The sequence below is a fragment of the Rhodoglobus aureus genome, assembly GCF_039527955.1.
Lineage (GTDB): Bacteria > Actinomycetota > Actinomycetes > Actinomycetales > Microbacteriaceae > Rhodoglobus > Rhodoglobus aureus.
Map to the genome: position 1 here is coordinate 105,423 of NZ_BAAAKW010000026.1, position 17,658 is coordinate 123,080.

Below are 17,658 nucleotides of genomic sequence, written 5' to 3' on the forward strand. Positions count from 1 at the left end.
ACAATGGTCTTATGACCGAAAATCTCGACCCTGCTGCGGCCACCACTAAACCGCGTGCATCGCGACGTTTGCTGTGGGGTATTTTCGCGCTCGCCGCGTTCGTGGTCGCGGCCGACCAGTCGAGCAAATGGTGGGCCGTGACAAACCTTGGTGACGGAAAGAACATCCCCATAATCGGCGACCTGCTTTCGTTCCAGCTCGTCTACAACCCCGGCGCGGCATTCTCCATCGGCGAAGAATTCACCTGGGTGCTCACGATCATTGCGGCGATCGCCGTGGTCGCGATCACGTGGTACGCCGCGCAGGTTGAGTCGCGCGCGTGGGCGGTCGCACTAGGAATGCTGCTGGGTGGGGCAATCACGCACCTCGGCGATCGCCTTTTTCGCGACCCTGGTTTCGCTCGCGGTCACGTCGTTGACTTCATCAACTACAACGGCTACTTCATTGGCAACATCGCCGATATCGCTCTCGTCGGTGGTGCAATCATGATCGTCATCATTTCGCTCATGGGCATTGCCAGCAAGCCTGAGCCAGAAGCGGCGAGTGGTGCGGATGCCGCTGCAACACCCCCGGCGAGAGGATGACTGACCTCAGCCTGCGCATGCCCAACACGCGACTGCGGGCCGTTCTCAACCTCGGAACGAGACGTACGCCGCCGATAACCCTGCCACGGGCACTGGCCGCACCTGAGCTCTTTGCCGACTGGGACGACGAAGAGCAACTGAGCGATCTGCATGTCGAGTACGGCAATGGCCAGCTGCATCTAGAGACGACCAGCGCCGGCGTCAGCCATCACTTCCATACCCCGGCCGGTGAACATCGCGACTCGAGCCCATGGTCGGCCGACGACACCACCACACTCCTGCAGTGGGCGACGAGGCTGGCCAGCGACTTCCACGCGCTCATTCCGAACCTGCTTGATGACATCACCCAAGCTGCGGCCTGGCGCGACGCCGGGTTTGATCTCTACATTTGCGAGGTGGAGGAGCCCGTTCAGCTCGAGCTGCTCGAGATAGAGGTCGAGGGAGAGCTGTTGACGCTGCCCTGGCTCGGCGCCGGCAGCGTGACGCACGACCACATCGACGGCGAGAATCATCCAATCGCACTCGCCTGGGGTGCTGGAGAGTCTGAGCCCGATCAGCCGATCGCTGAAGCCTGGACGGACGCACGCACGGGTTCACCCCGATCCAAAGCTCTGCCCGGGGTCGACTGGGACATTATTGGGCTACCCGCAGATGAAGTTCTGCCGTGGCTCGAGGGTATCTACCTCAACCACCATGTAATTCCGGATGCGGCGGGCACGCTCCTGAACGCCGTCCTGCGCCGTCTCGGCGGGCTCGACGAGTCGTGAGGCTTATCGCCTAACCGCAAAGCTGCCCCAGTGACTGGCAGCTCTGATCGAGGACAGTAGGGCCTGCGGCCGATCAGTCGCAGACCCTCTTTGTGCTTGGCTCGTTAGTGTTCGCTGTGCCCGCGGCCACCACCGTTGTCACCGTCGTGGCCGCCACGATCGCCAAGGAGCTTGGCATCCATAGCCTTCTGTACGGCGTCGGCTTCAGTCTGGGTCAGAGTGCCGTCGGTGACGGCCTCCTCGAGAGTGGCTGCCTTCGAAGCAGTTCTCTCCGCGGCCTTTTCGGTCTGGATTTCCGCCAGCGCCGCGGTGACGGCGTCTTCGTCAACGTTGAGCTCGGCAGCCAGAGCCGTAACGAGTGCGGCCTTGCGGGCATCCCTAGCGGCCTCCTTCTCCTCGTCTGTGGCGTCCGTGGAAGTTGGCTTTTCCGAGGGTTCGGTGGCATCACGCACTGCGGAGAGGGCGTCAGTCACGTCGGCCTCGGTGAGGCCCAGCTTGGTGGCCAGAGCGGCGGCGTCAAGCCCTATGCCGCCGTGACCGCGGCCAGCGCGGTCACCGGTAGCTGAGTCGCCCGTTTCGGACGCGCTGGAACTGCCTGTAGCGGTGGTGAGAGTCTCGGCCTGAGCGGGCAGGGCCACAGCAAGTCCGACACACGAGGCCAGAACTGTGCCGGCTGCTCCTGCGATCAGTGTCTATCAGAACCCTATGGCGATCCTGCGAGAAGTGTGGGCAAGACCTGATGTCTTGCGGGGAAGCCCCTATGCGTCGAGCGCAGCCAGCGCCATCCGCTCAAGCACGGCACGTGCAGTGCCCGCACGGCCACTGTGGGGAGTCGAGTTGATGAGGCCGAAGGTTGCGTGGGCGCGGGTGCGTAGCTCGCTCGTCGCGGCATCCGGGTGAAGGCGGGCGAGCGTGGTTACCCACTGCTCGACATAGCTTCGCTGAAGGGTGCGAACGGTGTGCCGGTCATCGTCGGTGAGGCTGTCGAGGTCGCGATCTTGCACGCGGATGACGTTGGCATTTTCGAGCGCAAACTCGACGTGAAACTCCACGAGGCTTTCGAGCGCGGCGCGGGCTGAGGGTGCGGACTCAATCACGGTGTTGGCTCCCGTGCAGAGGTCGGTGCTGGCATCCACAAGCATGGCGGCGAGTACGGCTTGTTTGCCGTCGAAGTGGCGGTAGACGGCGGGGCCACTGATTCCTGCGGCTGCCCCGAGTTCTTCGAGCGAAACCCTAGTGAATCCGCGCTCAGCGAAGAGGCTGGCGGCGGCGTCGAGGAGGGCTTCTCGTCGGTCTGCTTTCGCTTGGCTTCGCGGAGTTGGCGTTTCGTTCATGCTCAGAGTCTAGACAGTTCGGTTAATGATCGCTAACCTAATTTGAGTTAGTATTGACTAACCCAAGTGGTCACAAGCCGCGCAGAACGAAGGTGTTCGATGGAGAAAATTACCACTGCCGCCCAACCGTCTCATCCGACGTTTGTGGCCAACGACGAGTCGATGCGCTCTCTCGTGGAGCAATTGCGCGAGCGACTCGCGACGACCGCTCTCGGTGGCTCCGAAAAATCTCGCGAACGTCATATCTCTCGCGGCAAGCTCTTGCCTCGCGATCGAGTCGATGAGCTTCTGGATGAGGGCAGTCCCTTCATCGAAATCGCGCCTCTTGCGGCCAACGGCATCTACGACGATCAGGCTCCCGGAGCCGGCGTGATTGCGGGCATCGGCCTCATTCACGCGCGCCCGGTTCTCGTGATCTCCAATGATGCGACGGTCAAGGGCGGCACCTACTTTCCGCTCACCGTGAAGAAGCATTTGCGGGCGCAAGAGATTGCTCTCGAAAACAAACTGGCGTGCGTTTACCTCGTTGACTCTGGCGGCGCGTTTCTGCCCATGCAAGACGAGGTCTTTCCCGACCGCGATCACTTCGGTCGCATCTTCTACAACCAGGCGCAAATGTCAGCGGCGGGCATCGCGCAGATCGCTTCGGTTATGGGCTCCTGTACGGCTGGCGGTGCGTATGTGCCAGCGATGAGCGACGAGACGATCATCGTGCGCAATCAGGGCACGATCTTCTTGGGCGGTCCTCCGCTCGTGAAGGCAGCTATCGGCGAGATCGTCACCGCCGAAGAACTCGGCGGGGGAGACGTGCACGCTCGTACCTCCGGCGTCACCGACCACCTTGCCGACGACGACCGCCACGCTTTGCAGATTGTGCGCGACATCATTGCGACGATCCCCAAGCCTGCGGCTCCCGCGTGGGACGTCGTCGAATCGCGTCCTCCCGCCGTCAACCCCGACGAGCTCTACGGAGTCGTACCGACCGACGTGCAGAGCCCTTACGAAGTGCGCGAAGTAATCGCTCGCCTCGTTGACGGCAGCGAGTTCCACGAGTTTAAGAAGGAATACGGCGCGACCCTGATCACAGGATTTGCGACGCTGCACGGGCATCCGATCGGCATCGTGGCTAACGCCGGTGTGCTGTTCAGCGAGTCAGCTCTCAAGGGCGCCCACTTCATTGAGCTGTGCGACCAGCGCGGCATCCCGCTGCTGTTTCTGCAGAACATTTCGGGATTCATGGTCGGCAAGGAATATGAGGCGGGCGGCATTGCCAAGAATGGCGCCAAGATGGTGACCGCCGTCGCTACGACGCGCGTGCCCAAGTTCACGGTCGTCATCGGCGGTTCGTTCGGGGCGGGCAACTACTCGATGTGCGGCCGTTCGTACTCGCCCCGTTTCTTGTGGATGTGGCCCAACGCCCGTATCTCCGTCATGGGCGGGCCGCAGGCTGCTGCGGTGTTGTCGACGGTTCGTCGCGATCAGCTCGGCGAAGACGAGTTCACCGATGACGACAAGGTCGCGTTCGAGAAGCCCATCCGCGAGCAGTACGAACGTCAGGGCAGCCCGTATTATTCGACCGCCCGCCTGTGGGATGACGGAATCATTGACCCCAAAGATACTCGAGATGTGCTCGGCATGGCTCTCGATATCGCTGCGGCCACCCCGCTGCCTGAGCCGGGCTTCGGCCTTTTCCGGATGTGATGGCAATGTTTTCTGCTGTTCTGGTCGCCAATCGTGGCGAAATTTCCTGTCGCATCACTCGCACCCTGCACTCGATGGGTATCCGTTCCATCGCTGTTTACACCGAGCACGATCGTGACGCAAAGCACGTACGGGTAGCGGATGCTGCCGTGCTGATCGAGAGCTATCTGTCGGTCGAGCAGATCGTTGCTGCCGCCCATGCCGTTCCGGGCATGAATGCTGAGGCGATTCATCCGGGGTACGGATTCTTGTCGGAAAACGCGCACCTCGCCGAGGCCTGTGTCGCGGCTGGTGTGACGTTCATTGGCCCGGGCATTGATGCGCTCACGATTATGGGCGACAAGATTGCGTCGAAAAAGCACGTAACCGAACGCGGTGTTGCGGTGATCCCCGGGATTGCTGAGCCGGGCATGACGAACGACGATCTGGTGGCTGCGGCCAATGAGGTTGGGTTCCCGCTGCTGATCAAGCCGTCGGCGGGTGGTGGCGGCAAGGGCATGACGATTGTGCGCGAGCCCGCCGCGGTTTCCGATGCCCTTGCTTCCGCACGTCGTGTGGCCAGTGCCGCTTTCGGCGACGACACCCTCTTTCTCGAACGGCTCGTCGAAAAGCCGCGGCACATCGAAGTGCAAGTGCTGGCCGACAGCCACGGCACGACGATTCACCTGGGGGAGCGCGAATGTTCGCTGCAGCGCCGCCACCAGAAAATCATCGAAGAAGCGCCATCTCCGTTGCTCGATGAGGCCACCCGCCAACGCATCGGTGAGGCGGCGTGCGAGGTCGCTCGCAGCGTCAACTACGTCGGGGCGGGCACTGTCGAGTTCCTCGTCTCCGACAATGCTCCCGACGAGTTCTTCTTCATGGAGATGAACACACGGCTGCAAGTGGAGCATCCTGTCACCGAACTCGTCACCGGCATCGACCTGGTGGAGTGGCAAGTGCGAATCGCTGCGGGTGAGAAGCTCACAGTGGAGACGCCGAAGCTCAGCGGCCACTCGGTTGAAGCCCGCATTTACTCCGAAGACCCCGCCAATGATTTCCTGCCCTCTGCGGGTCAGATCGTTAGCCTTCACGAGGCCACCGACGTGCGCGTCGACAGCTCGCTCGTCGAGGGCGGCACCGTCTCCGACCACTACGACCCGATGCTCGCCAAGGTCATCTCGCACGCGGCCACGCGAGAAGAAGCCCTCACGAAGCTCGATCGCGCCCTGGCCGACACCGTCATCCTGGGCGTCACGACCAATATCGAGTTCTTGCGGGCGCTGCTCGCTCGCGACGATGTTCGTGCTGGTGCGCTCGATACGGGACTCATCGAACGGGCTCTGGCCGAGATCGAGTTCACGGCCCCGAGCCCTGCCGTGCTTGCTGCGGCGGCCCTGAGCATCCATTCCGACCGCTGGATGCCCGGCTCACCGTGGCAGCAACCAAGCGGTTGGAGAATGGGGCAGCATCGCCCCGCACGCTACCGTCTCGAGTGTGCGGGGATCGTGCACGAGGTTCTGGTTTCCGGGGCACCGAGCGATGCGACTGTCACGGTGGCAAACGAGTCCAGGCCGGCTCGACTGACCTCCACCGGTGTCGAATGGGGAACGCTGAGCGTCGCGCTGACGATCGCGCGTGATACCGCGAACGCGGGGCCAGACAGCGCGACGATCTGGATCGCGCAGCAAGGCACATCATTCGCGCTGCATGAGCAGAGCCGCGCGGAGTCGCTGGCCACCCACCGTGCCACCCTCGCCCGGGTTGCTGGCGTCATCGATCCTGATCTTCGTTCGCCCATGCCGGGCACCGTTGTTGCGGTTGCCGTTGCCCACGGTGACACGGTGACTGCCGGTCAGACGGTGCTCACGATTGAAGCCATGAAGATGGAACACCCCGTTGTCGCAACCCTCGATGGGGTTGTTGATATCAGTCTGAAGCCAGGCGATTTGGTCACACGCGACCAAATCGTTGCCCGAATCGAATCGCCACAAGCGAGCACTGAAGGAGAAACCTCATGAGTCACGAAGTCACCGACCTCGGTGTCAGCCACCTTGGCCCCACGCATCTCGGTCTTACTGCTGAGCAGAAGAAGTTGCAGGCTGATGTGCGTCACTTTGCGGACACGGTTGTGGCGCCGGCGGCGTATGAGTACGACACGAAGCGTGAGTTGCCGTACGAGATCATCGCCCAGATGGGGCAGATGGGGTTGTTCGGTTTGCCGTTCCCGAAAGAATTCGGCGGGCAAGGCAAGGACTATATTTCGTTGTGCCTCGCCATTGAAGAGCTCGCGCGCGTTGACCAGTCGATTGCGGTCACTCTTGAAGCGGGTATCGGCCTTGGTGCGATGCCGATCTTCAAGCAGGGCACCGAAGAGCAGAAGCAGCAATGGGTTCCAATGCTCGCTCGCGGCGAAGCACTCGCCGGTTTCGGGCTGACCGAGGCGGATGCCGGCTCCGACGCCGCGGGAACCAAGACCACCGCAGAGCTTGTCGATGGCGAATGGGTTATCAACGGAACGAAGCAGTTCATCACCAACTCGGGCAGCGAGATCACGAAGGTGGTGACGGTAACGGCAGTGACGGGCCGCCGCGAAAACGGAAAGCCTGAGCTGAGTGCCATTCTTGTTCCCAACGGTACGCCTGGCTTCACGGTGCACCCGCCCTACGACAAGGTCGGCTGGCACACCTCTGACACGCACCCCCTGTCGTTCGATAATGTGCGTGTTCCCGAAGCAAACCTGTTGGGTGAGCGCGGTCGCGGTTTCGCCAACTTCATCGAAACGCTCGATGAGGGGCGTGTGGCGTTCTCGGCGCTGTGCACGGGGGCAGCGCAGGGCTGTCTCGAGGAGTCGATTCGCTACGCCAACGAGCGCCATGTCTTCGGCCGCTCGATCGGCTCGAACCAGCACATCGCGTTCAAGATTGCGCGCATGCAGGCACGAGTTCACTCGGCACGCTTGGCAACCTACGACGCAGCCCGCAAACTGGTTGCCGGAGTTCCCTTCAAGATGGAGGCGAGCTTGGCGAAAGTAATCAGCAGCGAGGCGGCCATGGATAACGCACGCGATGCCACCCAGATTTTCGGCGGCTACGGCTTCATGAACGAGAACCCTGTCGCTCGTCACTACCGCGACTCCAAGGTGCTTGAACTGGGCGAGGGCACGACTGAGGTGCAGATGATGGTTATCGCTCGCGAGTTGGGATTCGCCACACTATGACCGGCAAACGCATTCAGCAGCGCGGCCTCTGGTTCGACGAGTTCGAAGAGGGTGCCGTCTACTTGCACGCTCCGGGCCGCACGGTCACCGAGGCCGACAATGTTTTCTTTACGACGCTCACGATGAACACGCAGTCGTTGCATTTGGATGCGGCGTGGTCGGCGGAGCAGCCGTTCGGGCAGCGCTTGGTGAACTCGATGTTCACGCTGTCGACGATGGTGGGGGCATCCGTGGCTCAGCTGACTCAGGGCACGATTGTGGCCAACTTGGGCTTCACTGAGGTGAATTTTCCGCATCCGCTGTATCACGGAGACACGATGTATTCCGAGACTGAGGTGTTGGAGAAGCGGCTGTCGAAGTCGCGTCCCGGCCAGGGCATCATTTCCCTGCGGCACACTGCCAAGAACCAAGATGGCGTCGTTGTTGCTGTAGCGACGCGCTCGGTAATGGTTTGGACTGAGGAGAACGCACCGTGAGTTTCACACTGGGCCCGTCAATTCTGTTTGTTCCGGCTGACCGCCCCGATCGCTATGCGAAAGCTCTTGAGCGCGCGGATGCCATCATCATCGACCTTGAGGATGCTGTTGCCAGTGTCGACAAGGCTGAGGCTCGTAAGGCACTCATCGCGAACCCGATGGATCCGGCACGCACGATCGTGCGAATCAACCCCGCCGGCACCCAGGACCACGACAGCGATCTCGAAGCTCTCGAACAGACTGATTACCGCACGGTGATGCTCTCGAAGGCGGAGTCGGTTGCCGATTTCGATGCGCTCACCGAGCTCGAGGTGATCGCCCTCTGCGAGACGGCTCGCGGCGTTCTCGCGGCGACAACTCTCGCGGCGCTCGATTGTGTGGTTGCCCTCATGTGGGGTGCCGAAGATCTCGTGGCTTCGCTTGGCGGTTCGTCGTCTCGCGAAGATGACGGCCCGTACCGGGGTGTGGCACTGCATGCGCGTTCGTCGGTGTTGCTCGCGGCTGGCGCGTATTCGAAGGCTGTGATTGATGCGGTGCATCTCGACATTGCGGACACCGATGGTCTGGCTGCTGAGGCTCGGGATGCCGCAGCGCTCGGGTTCACGGCTACGGCCTGCATTCATCCCTCACAAGTAGCTGTTGTGCGCGAAAGCTATGCGCCCACGGTCGAGCAAATCGCGTCAGCACGGGCACTTCTCGCCGCAGCGGAATCGCAGCCAGGAGTCTTCAGCTTCGAGGGCCGCATGGTCGACGGCCCCATCCTGCGGCATGCGGAGTGCGTGGTGGCGCGGGCGGGGTTGCGCGAGGGTTAGACGGCTAAAGTTATGTCAGCTCGTGTGGAGAGCGGCGACAGCGTAAATTCAGGCAGGTTCCAGTTCGCCGAACTCTCCTGCTATTGGGTCTCCTCGCTGCCAAAAGTCCCGTTCGGTTCGACCTCAAAATACGCGCCCATTGTGTCGGAGAACTCATCTTTCATCCAGCGATTCCGGCGTTCTATCGCGGCGTCGGAAGTCCCGAGCACCCAATTGTGTCCAGCATCGGGGACGAAACCGAGAGAGGTGAGCAGTTGGCGCGCAGTCTTAGGGTCGATGTCGAGCAATCGGCAGAGATCACCTGTAATCCATTTTTCCTTGCGGTCTACTAGTGCGCGTAGCTGATACGGTGCATGCAAATTGTGTTCTTTCCACGCTTGGGCGACTTTCTTGGCGCGGCGGGATCGTAGGGGCATGATGGCTTTTTCCCGCAGAATCGCTGCACCAGCTCCGATCCCAATTTCAACGCCATGATCGACCAGCCAGGAAACGATGTCGATCCAGATCGGGTCACCGCCCCAGCCTGCTGTTCGGACCACCGCAATGACTTCTGGAGACGGCTGACTCAGCCCTGCTCGGGATGCCTCCCGTAACCCGCGGAACGTGACTGGCTTTTCGAAAACCACCTGTGAGAAATCTGCTGTGCCGTCTTGTCTGACGAGGAACTCGGGCATCACTACATCTATCTCATCTCCGACCTGAGCCGCGGCGCCGTTTGGCGAAGCCACTAGGCGAATTGACCCGAGATCGAGAGAGCTCGCGAACTCAAGCCCCGGGTCAAGCTGTTGCGCCCCGAGGGCGGTGACCACGCCGACCTTCATTTCATCGTCAGCATCGACATCGAGATGAACGACTGCCGCGACGCGAAGATTCTTTCGGCTTGGCCCAACAAACTCCTCTGGGTCGCAAATAAGTACCCGCAGAGGGTGTTGCGCAGAATTCATTTGGGGTCCAATCTAACGAGATGAGGAAAGATTACTGCTAAGGGGAAGGCTAGACTCCCATTTCGAGAATATTGACGTATACGGCTTTGCCTAGATTTTTTTAATGAGCCGACTGCAGATCCGAGAGCTGAGGAATGAGACCGTCCATCACGATTCGTAGTCCCGGATGCAGCTCGGTGACAGACATCCACTAATCTTCCGATCCCGAGTCGTCTCGGGACGCGCGAGCAAGGATCGGCCTCCGCAACATGGTCTTGGAGGCCGCAGTCATTGCACCTCACAAATTCTCAAGCTTCTCCGCAGCGCTCTCTGACGGCATGAAACTGGCACGTCTGCTGACTAGTAATGGTCCCGCCAAAGTAAGTTCGCTAGATGTGCTCATTTCGCGAGCATTAAACGGCGAGCACTTGAGCACGGGGACCTGACAATCCGTCGTCCCCGAGGGAGCTATTCCTTCGTCTGTCAGCGTCCCGTCTGTCTAGCCTTTGCTCAAACCCCATGGCTTGCTGCGGTTTACGCTGATCTGACGATTCACCCGATAGCGCCGGATTGTCTTCGGGTCGACCCGGAAGAGCGAGGTCTTTCGCCCGTGTTCAACTTCACGGACCATACGTTCGAATCGAGTGGACGGTTCGTCCGGCGACTCGAACCACATGCGATCTGAGTAGAAGAGCACAACGTTCGTGCCGCCGCCTTCGCTCACACGGGATGGATACGCGATGCCATCGAGTCGGGGAACTGCCCATTCGCGGAACGCATCTGTGAGTACCTGCGTCGGCGCGTAATCCACCGGATGACTGCCGTCGAGGATCACCGGCTGGGTAATCCGCTCAACATAAAATCCAAGGGAGGTAAGTCGCTCGTCCCCGTCCTGCTTCGGTGCGTCATCGAAGATGCTCCCCGTAGGTGGAACCGTCGTGAGATCCAGAATCCGCAACGGCTGCTGCACGACAAACGTCCCGACCACAACCTCGTCGTAGGGGCTATGCGCTGCGACTTCCGCGCAAGCGGTCGCGGCGTCGAGCGCCACATAGAACATGGGCACCCCCTGGGCATTCATCCGACCGGCGCTCGCTCTATCCCGTGGCGCCGCTCCGAGTTCGCGCGCAGGGGCCTTCTTGGCCTTCGCTTCGAACTCGAGAGCGTCGCGCTCGATACGTGCCCGGTAAACCTTTGTGCCTCGCTCGAAGACGCGAACGAGTCCCATCCTCTCCTCCGCCAGCACGAGGAGCGACTTGACAAAGGCGTAGTTCTTTTCCGCTGCCGACTCGGGCTGAGCACCGCGGGATGCGGTTAGCATTCTCGACTCATGTTTGACGCTGTCTTCGAAGTCGTTCCATTCGAACTGGACGCCCGCCTCATAGTCCATGTCATAGGGAATGAACCAGTCGACATCATCGTGGATGAGGGAAACCACCGTCTCCGTCACGGCATCCAGCACGTCGAGTTCGATAGCGTCCGCCAGCAAGGATGCGGCCGCTTCTTCGGTGGTCAAAGGGTCGAGCAACTGTTCGCCGTCGATATAGAGGCCATCGTGGTCATGAGCCCGAAGCATCGTGTCATAGACCACCTGAGCCAAGCGCTCAAAGTTAACGACACTGCCTGACTGCGGACGTCCGATTGCGGCGCAGATCAGGCATTCACCGTCTTCGGTGGACACCGAAAGTCGACGCAGCAATTGCTGATCAGAAATGTGCGACAAGCAAAGTGCGTCGTCGGTGAATGAAACAGGGTCGAATTCCATGACCACATCGTCGCAGGCAGCTTAGTCTGGTGCAATGGTCGAAACGCATAGCAACGATCTTCAGAGTCTGCTGACCCAGTACGTTTCTGCGCGCAACGACATAAAAGCGCTCACAAGTCTGGCTCGTAGCGCTGGAATCGCGCGGACCGACAACCTCGTAGGGGAGCTCGGTGAATACCTAGCGCTACAGGTGTACGGCGGTGAGCTCGCAGTGACATCTGCCCGCGACATCGACCTGATTGCGGCAGACTATCGCCGAATCCAAGTCAAGACTCGCGCTCTGCCTGCCGGGGAGCTTCGCGTCTATGACTTTGCATCGCTCGATTTCGACCTAGCAGTTTGCGTCAGGTTTGAGATCCCCTCGTTCGAACTGCAATGGGCGCGGGAGTTCAATCCTAAGCAACTGCTGGACGTAGCAACCCCGCGATCCGGAGGAGTCCGTGTGACGGGCGCCCGCGCGCGCGACAACGGTGCAGACGTGACACATACTTTTCGCGCCAGTTGGGAGTCTATTCGGTGCCGCTCGATGGACACGTTGGGATAACGACCGGAGAATAGGCTTAGCCGAGGGGGAGTCCACACTCCCAGCCGCGGCGTAGCTGAAAGGTTGCCGGGCAGCTATGGAACTGGGCTGCCGTGCTCGACCTAAAACGGGCGATTGAGGAATCCAATAGAATTCCCACGTGCAAAGCAAAACTACTTTATCGACCGTCGTCCTCCTCTCGGCCCTTCTGATGGGTTGCAGCAGCGAAACGCCTGAATTGCAGGCAGAAGTTGCCCCCTCGGGAGACCCCACTGATTCGAAGACAATTGCGTCGTGCGAAGATTTTGCAAGTTTGATCGCGGATATGGCTGCGAATGGTGCTTGGATGAGCGAGCTCTCGGGAGACACTTTTGATGAGTTCCTTGACAACGTCGACGCTGTTGCACTGTCTGCTGACGACGAGATCGTACGCGATCGGATGCTGAAGTTCATCGATGACCTGCCCCCGAACTACTTACTGACTTCGGGGGCAGGACTCGAGTCGCTCGTCGATCTGAACAACGATGTTTCGCGCGCGTGCGACGCAGCTGGTGCGCCCATAGCGACACTCAACGTCGGAAGCTAGTGCTAAGTGGGTTGAACCAGATGGTGAGTCTGGTTGATCTCAACTTCCGCGAGAGTAGGCTAGCGATCGTTCAGCATGATTCGACGGCGGAACCCCACACCCAAGCCCAGCGGGACTCACCGCTGATCGTGTTCCATTCGATCGCGACAGCAGGTTCAGTCCAGGTCACGGCTATCGCATGCACGGCTACCGCGCCAGCGGAGCATCGAACCCAAGCCCTAATGGGGCGCGGGTTTCTCGTGCGTGTCAGGTCAAAGCGGCTAATTTCCAGCTCTTCATTGCTCAGAGAGAGCGGCACGCTCGACGCCATGATGCGCGCATCAATTCCCGCATCTATTCGTGCGTCGACTTGACATGCGTATCGTTTGTTGCTCGCCACGAGATCAGACTAGATCCGGCCGCCGACGAACGACCGATCGAGAAGCTATCCCTGTAGTTTCTGGCAAGCGGCGCCGATGCTGACAACTACGGTGCAGATGTGTGGCCGGCGACCCAGTGTTTCAGTATCCGAGTTCGATTCGTCTCGCTAACTTGGCCGGGTCAGGAGCATTCACCGTCGGCTTGGCGATTTCGACGTCGATGATTTTCTCAGCTCAGCTCAGCTCAGCTAGGTTTTGCGGATCGGGTCGTTCTTGACTCTGTACCAGCGGACAGAAGTGCGGCCGTTGGGCCGGATTTTCAGGATGCCTGCGTCGAAGGCACGATCGACGAAGGCCGATAAGCAACCACTGTCATCAGAGACAATCAATGTGATTTGCCTAAGATGTTGGCGCAATGTGGGCACGTAACCGCTGCGAACCTGTCAGCGCGCTATCGCAATCCCTGTCGGTGCCTTTCCGTGGATAAATCTTGGCGCCGCGCTTCAGCTTCGTAGCGCTCAGCCATTCCCTCAAGCATGCGACGGACGGTAGGCCACGAATCAGCGCCAGACGCGTAGTCGCGGTACCTATCGGCCAGTTCCCATTCTTGCGCGCCGCCATCCGTGAGACCACGAGAAGTCACGCCCCGTGAGTTGAAGAAACCCGTGGCGATACCTCTCATGACCTCGTCGCTCGCGAGTCGTTCGAGCAAGTCACGGACATCATGCGAGAACGGCGAGCCGTCCTCGTTCTTGGGCGCGTGGCTGAGGACCTCTCCGATATGCAGATCACCGATCACCGCCCGATCTACTGCGGCCAGGCCCCCTCGAACTGCATCAATCCACGCTGCGAGCTCTTCAACGTCGATCGTGCCGTCGTCACACACGCCGGGCACTTGGTTGCATGTCCGCAACACCTCCCATGCTCGACTTGCTGTAGATCTTTGCTGATCCGTCAGTTCGTCGCCCACATCCTCATCCTCTGCTTCGTCGCCGTCAACTGATGTACCGCTGGTCGAGGCGCTCGTCTCTGGCCGGAAGCAGGCAACAATCAACTCGATGAAGAAATCGGGGTTCGATTTGATCTCGGCGTGCAGCGCTGGCGAGCTCCCATCAAAGCTCGACAGCGGAAGCAGCTGCCACTCAAGCGCGACGACCCGTTGCGAACCCAGATGTTCGCGATGCGCGGCGAGGACGTCGAAAATTCTTTCCAACTCGTAGTGCTGCAGGTTCTGAATTTCGGGATCGGGATCGGGATCGGGCTTGGCGATGAGCGCCTCCAGCGCGGCCGCAAGCAAGTCCGCAGTCTCCTCACCGGCCGAACTGCCTTTAAAGTAAAGCTGGTTGAGCATCAAAGCGGCAACGGGACGCCCCGCATCGAGAAGGCACCACCCCGACTGTAGGGCTTTTGAGAAGTCGCCGCCTAGGCCGAAGTAGTTGAAGTTCTGCCAGTAGATTTCGCTCACACGGCTGTGCAGCCCCCCGAGGAGGGCTTGCGCAGTCACTTGGTCCGGTAAGTAACGGAGCAAGAATGCTTGTTTCTCGGGGTCGTCGAACTCCTCCAACAGTGCGTCGATCGGGGAGTCATCCTGACGAAGTCGCGACGCAAAGTACCCGGCTGCCATCGAAGAAACCGTGGTCGATTCCGAGGAGAGCTGCGTGAGAATATCTCGCTCCACCGGCGCCGCAGCGTTGCCTAGAGAAAACCCCACTACCCAAGGATCCGCCTGCTCGGCGAATTCGAATACGCCATAAAGGCCGCTCGCGCTGAAGATTGAATCGACTGCAGCTTGCCGCTGGTGGGCGAGTTCTTTCTCGTATGCTGCGTAGTCATCGCGCCGACGAATGTCGCCGAGCGTAACCCAATCCTTCCGGAACAACCAGCGGTGTCTGAGGGCCAAAATAGCCGGTTCGATCGTGTCTCTCAGAGCGACCAACGGAGACAACTGAACGGTGCTGAGAGCCCAAGCAGCATCGGCATACTCAAGGTGACGTCCCACGAGTTCGCGTAACGCCTCGAACACGTCGGCTGTGTCATTCGCCGACCATCCATAGTGTGTGCTGGAAACCTTTGCCGCAAACTGCGCGCGAAAGTCGTTGCCGAAGTCGTCGAGCCGGGGCACGATTGCGAGCGCTAACGAGGGAGTCATTTCAAATTTCTCGGCTAGCGCTGTTGAAATGTGATCGAGCGCCGCTCGAATTTCGCCGTTAGTGACAGATGAGTCTGTGCGCCAATCCCGATAGCGCGGACCCGAGTGATTCATTTGCCATCCATGCCCGTCGGGTATCATTTGCAACAGGAGCTCCGCCGCTGAGTCACTCCTATCGACGATAATCTCGATGCACCGAAGGCGTTGCTCGAGAAGCGCGGCCGTCTGCGGCCGCCACACACTCAAAATCCCAAGCAGGCTCGCTCGGGGTCGATTCGAGAGCTCTCCGCCCGGGTCAAGCGCGTCGAGGGCTACGAGGATGCGGACGACATCCTCGACATAGTTGGGAGACCAAGCGAGGCTTTCGAGTGCCCACAGGAAAGCCGAGTGAGGGGAGCTTTGTCCGAAGACCCCTGAGTTCGCCTTCGAATCTTGAAACATTTTCACTTGTAGCGGATCCGATCCGGTCAAGCCCGCTCTGATCGACGAGAGAAACTCCTCAGGAGCACCCTCAGCGAGGAATCCGATCACGTCGCTTAGAGATGCCCACAGTTGGTACGTGGAGTCCTTGTTGGCGGAGTCGAACACACTTCTCGCCAACACTCGAGCGAACTCGGAATGCTTGTTTGAGGTGCCTGTCACAACGATGTCGCTTGCCCCCGCCACTGCAACATATTCGGCAAGGCCCCTTCGGATCGCGGGCGAATGCGGTCTGAACACGCCGTCTATAGCGGCTTTCCACCGTTCCTGAGGGTCGAGCGCTAGAACTGGATCAGCAGCCCCAAACACTTCGAGCGCGGCCGTTTCGAGCGCACGCAAATCCTCCTTTGTGATTGACGGCGCAAGCAGTGCCCATGCATCCTCTCGCGCGACGACGTACCACTCGTCCTGAACGACATCCAGGAACGGCATGTCGTCGCCAGCGCGCAGTTCCTGCGCTCGGGAAGCCACATGGGCGAATGAATCTTCTACGATTGACTCGACTGCTGCGCGATCTCCAACCTGCTCAGCGCGCCAAGAACCAACCAAGCACAATCGGCGAGTTGTCGAATCCGGCGCGTTCGCCCATGGCGGTGTGTAGATACCGGGAAGAATAGCCAGCTTTCGCCTGAGGGCAAGGAGGCTTCGTCGCGCCAAATATCCCAACTCGGATGGGTTAGCCTCACTTGCGAGCAGTCGAGACACTTCCTCAGAACCAATGCGCCCGACGTCAATGCTGGTCGAGTCTCCGGGCGAAGCAAGAACAACTAGCTGATGAGCGTGGTTCGTAGACAAGCCACGCGCCAGGTTGAAATCGCTCAGCAAGATAATTAGAGGCGCTCCCTGAGCAATGAGTCGTTCCAGACTGTTTGCGTCAGAGACGACCAGTGTGCGAGCCAGGAGCGCTCTTGTTGCCCGCTCGTTAGATGCCGATAAAGCTGCCGCCACAAATGCCATCGCCTCCTCGAAGCGGAGTCCGCCCCCGATAGGCGTCACTTTCGCCCCGCCCGCGATCCTGTCCACGAACGACTTGGCCGAGTCCGCCCTCCCAGCGAGAACGATTTCGGCACCCAACGGCGACGTCGTTGATGGAATCCACGTGTCGGTCCACCACTCTTCGAGCGCACGAACACCAGGAATTGCTCTACCAAGCTTCGCGGCCAGCCAAGCCGTCGTCGCAGGCGCCGATTCGAGCCAGAGATGCACCCGGTCTAGGTTGTAGGCGCGGACCTCGCGCCAGCGACGAAGTTTGTTCTTCTCACCGGCCCAAGACCTCGCTTTCGTCCACGGAGCGAGGATTACTTCTACGTAGGTACTGTCACGAGCCTTATGCCCGGGCGGGCCAGATATCCGCTTCGAGTAATCATCGTTGGCCTTCCCGTCGTTCCCTCCGACTGAGAGCTCCCAAACCGATACCCCACCTGGCATATGCGGAGTTGCCGTACCAGCACTAGCAACGCCATCGAACCCGCCCGCAGACACGCCCGACTCTCCGGGCATGTCCAAGTCGACTAGATCCGTCGCCGTCTCAGCTATTAGGCGCCGAATCAAAATGGGGAGCGTCATATCGAATCCGCCGGTCGACGCCGCTGCCCGCAGGTCGTCGCGATTGAAAGGAGGCCAAGTCATATTTCAGAATCTACTGGCGACCAACTGCCTTCAGCGGTGCGACCCTCCGGCGAATAACCGGCTTGTTGGACTACTTCATTCGTTTTGCTCCGGTCGCGATCCATTGGTGACCTCGCGCGTTCGATGTTAGTAAACCCAAACGTGGGCGAAGAATGCGCAGAGAAAATCAGCGCATCGCGCCGAATTGCTCCGCGTCGGGTCGAAGCATCCCCACCCCCTTAGTGTGATCGATGAGCATCCTGATCACCGCAGCAAACATTCCGGTCTGGGAATAGCAAGTTGATTTGGCCCCGGGTTTGTCGTTTGATTCGGCCCCACCCCGGGTAGGGTTTTCTGGGTTGCCGTTGGTCGCGGCGGGTTAGCCTTTCTGT

Annotated in this window: 14 protein-coding genes; 9 read left to right on the plus strand and 5 right to left on the minus strand. The window is 60.1% G+C overall.

Annotated features, from left to right (window positions below; all coding sequences use genetic code 11):
* The first annotated feature begins 11 nt into the window (after nt 1–11).
* Nucleotides 12–584, plus strand: coding sequence for a signal peptidase II (lspA, locus tag ABD112_RS07035; RefSeq protein WP_343924465.1), 573 nt, complete (start codon nt 12–14; stop codon nt 582–584).
* On the plus strand, nt 581–1,351 hold the full coding sequence (locus tag ABD112_RS07040; protein ID WP_343924466.1) for a hypothetical protein: 771 nt from the start codon (nt 581–583) through the stop codon (nt 1,349–1,351). Before lspA ends, ABD112_RS07040 begins: the two co-directional genes overlap by 4 nt.
* Before the next feature lie 104 nt (nt 1,352–1,455).
* On the opposite strand, the gene ABD112_RS07045 is transcribed toward ABD112_RS07040, so the two are convergent.
* Complete coding sequence (locus ABD112_RS07045) at nt 1,456–1,989, minus strand: hypothetical protein (RefSeq protein WP_343924468.1); 534 nt, start codon at nt 1,987–1,989, stop codon at nt 1,456–1,458.
* A 120-nt stretch (nt 1,990–2,109) separates the two neighbouring features.
* Nucleotides 2,110–2,685 carry a TetR/AcrR family transcriptional regulator gene (locus ABD112_RS07050; protein WP_343924470.1) on the minus strand — a complete coding sequence of 192 codons (576 nt, stop codon included), beginning with the start codon at nt 2,683–2,685 and terminating at the stop codon, nt 2,110–2,112.
* Nucleotides 2,686–2,784: 99 nt separating this feature from the next.
* Between ABD112_RS07050 and ABD112_RS07055 the strand changes: the two genes are divergently transcribed.
* The 5 genes from ABD112_RS07055 to ABD112_RS07075 are packed head-to-tail and all read left to right on the plus strand — an operon-like array spanning nt 2,785 to nt 8,873.
* Complete coding sequence (locus ABD112_RS07055; RefSeq protein ID WP_343924471.1) at nt 2,785–4,386, plus strand: carboxyl transferase domain-containing protein; 1,602 nt, start codon at nt 2,785–2,787, stop codon at nt 4,384–4,386.
* Nucleotides 4,387–4,391: 5 nt separating this feature from the next.
* Nucleotides 4,392–6,386, plus strand: a complete 1,995-nt coding sequence (locus ABD112_RS07060; protein WP_343924472.1) for an ATP-binding protein — start codon at nt 4,392–4,394, stop codon at nt 6,384–6,386.
* Entirely contained in the window at nt 6,383–7,585 is a 1,203-nt protein-coding gene (locus ABD112_RS07065) for an acyl-CoA dehydrogenase family protein (protein WP_343924474.1), read from the plus strand. Before ABD112_RS07060 ends, ABD112_RS07065 begins: the two co-directional genes overlap by 4 nt.
* The gene (locus ABD112_RS07070; RefSeq protein WP_343924476.1) at nt 7,582–8,061 is read left to right on the plus strand and encodes a MaoC family dehydratase; all 480 of its coding nucleotides are present in this window, start codon (nt 7,582–7,584) and stop codon (nt 8,059–8,061) included. Before ABD112_RS07065 ends, ABD112_RS07070 begins: the two co-directional genes overlap by 4 nt.
* Nucleotides 8,058–8,873 carry an HpcH/HpaI aldolase/citrate lyase family protein gene (locus ABD112_RS07075; RefSeq protein ID WP_343924478.1) on the plus strand — a complete coding sequence of 272 codons (816 nt, stop codon included), beginning with the start codon at nt 8,058–8,060 and terminating at the stop codon, nt 8,871–8,873. The genes ABD112_RS07070 and ABD112_RS07075 overlap by 4 nt, the downstream gene beginning before the upstream one ends.
* 80 nt (nt 8,874–8,953) lie before the next feature.
* Here ABD112_RS07075 and ABD112_RS07080 read toward each other — a convergent pair whose 3' ends face one another.
* Nucleotides 8,954–9,817 carry a hypothetical protein gene (locus tag ABD112_RS07080; RefSeq protein ID WP_343924480.1) on the minus strand — a complete coding sequence of 288 codons (864 nt, stop codon included), beginning with the start codon at nt 9,815–9,817 and terminating at the stop codon, nt 8,954–8,956.
* 478 nt (nt 9,818–10,295) lie between these two features.
* Complete coding sequence (locus tag ABD112_RS07085) at nt 10,296–11,561, minus strand: RES family NAD+ phosphorylase (RefSeq protein WP_343924482.1); 1,266 nt, start codon at nt 11,559–11,561, stop codon at nt 10,296–10,298.
* A gap of 34 nt (nt 11,562–11,595) precedes the next feature.
* On the opposite strand from ABD112_RS07085, the gene ABD112_RS07090 reads away from it, so the two are divergent.
* Together ABD112_RS07090 and ABD112_RS07095 are read left to right on the plus strand one after the other, a co-directional pair.
* Complete coding sequence (locus ABD112_RS07090) at nt 11,596–12,105, plus strand: DUF6998 domain-containing protein (protein ID WP_343924483.1); 510 nt, start codon at nt 11,596–11,598, stop codon at nt 12,103–12,105.
* A gap of 139 nt (nt 12,106–12,244) precedes the next feature.
* Complete coding sequence (locus tag ABD112_RS07095) at nt 12,245–12,670, plus strand: hypothetical protein (RefSeq protein WP_343924485.1); 426 nt, start codon at nt 12,245–12,247, stop codon at nt 12,668–12,670.
* An 810-nt stretch (nt 12,671–13,480) separates the two neighbouring features.
* On the opposite strand, the gene ABD112_RS07100 is transcribed toward ABD112_RS07095, so the two are convergent.
* Entirely contained in the window at nt 13,481–17,287 is a 3,807-nt protein-coding gene (locus tag ABD112_RS07100) for a hypothetical protein (RefSeq protein ID WP_343924487.1), read from the minus strand.
* Nucleotides 17,288–17,658: the final 371 nt, after the last annotated feature.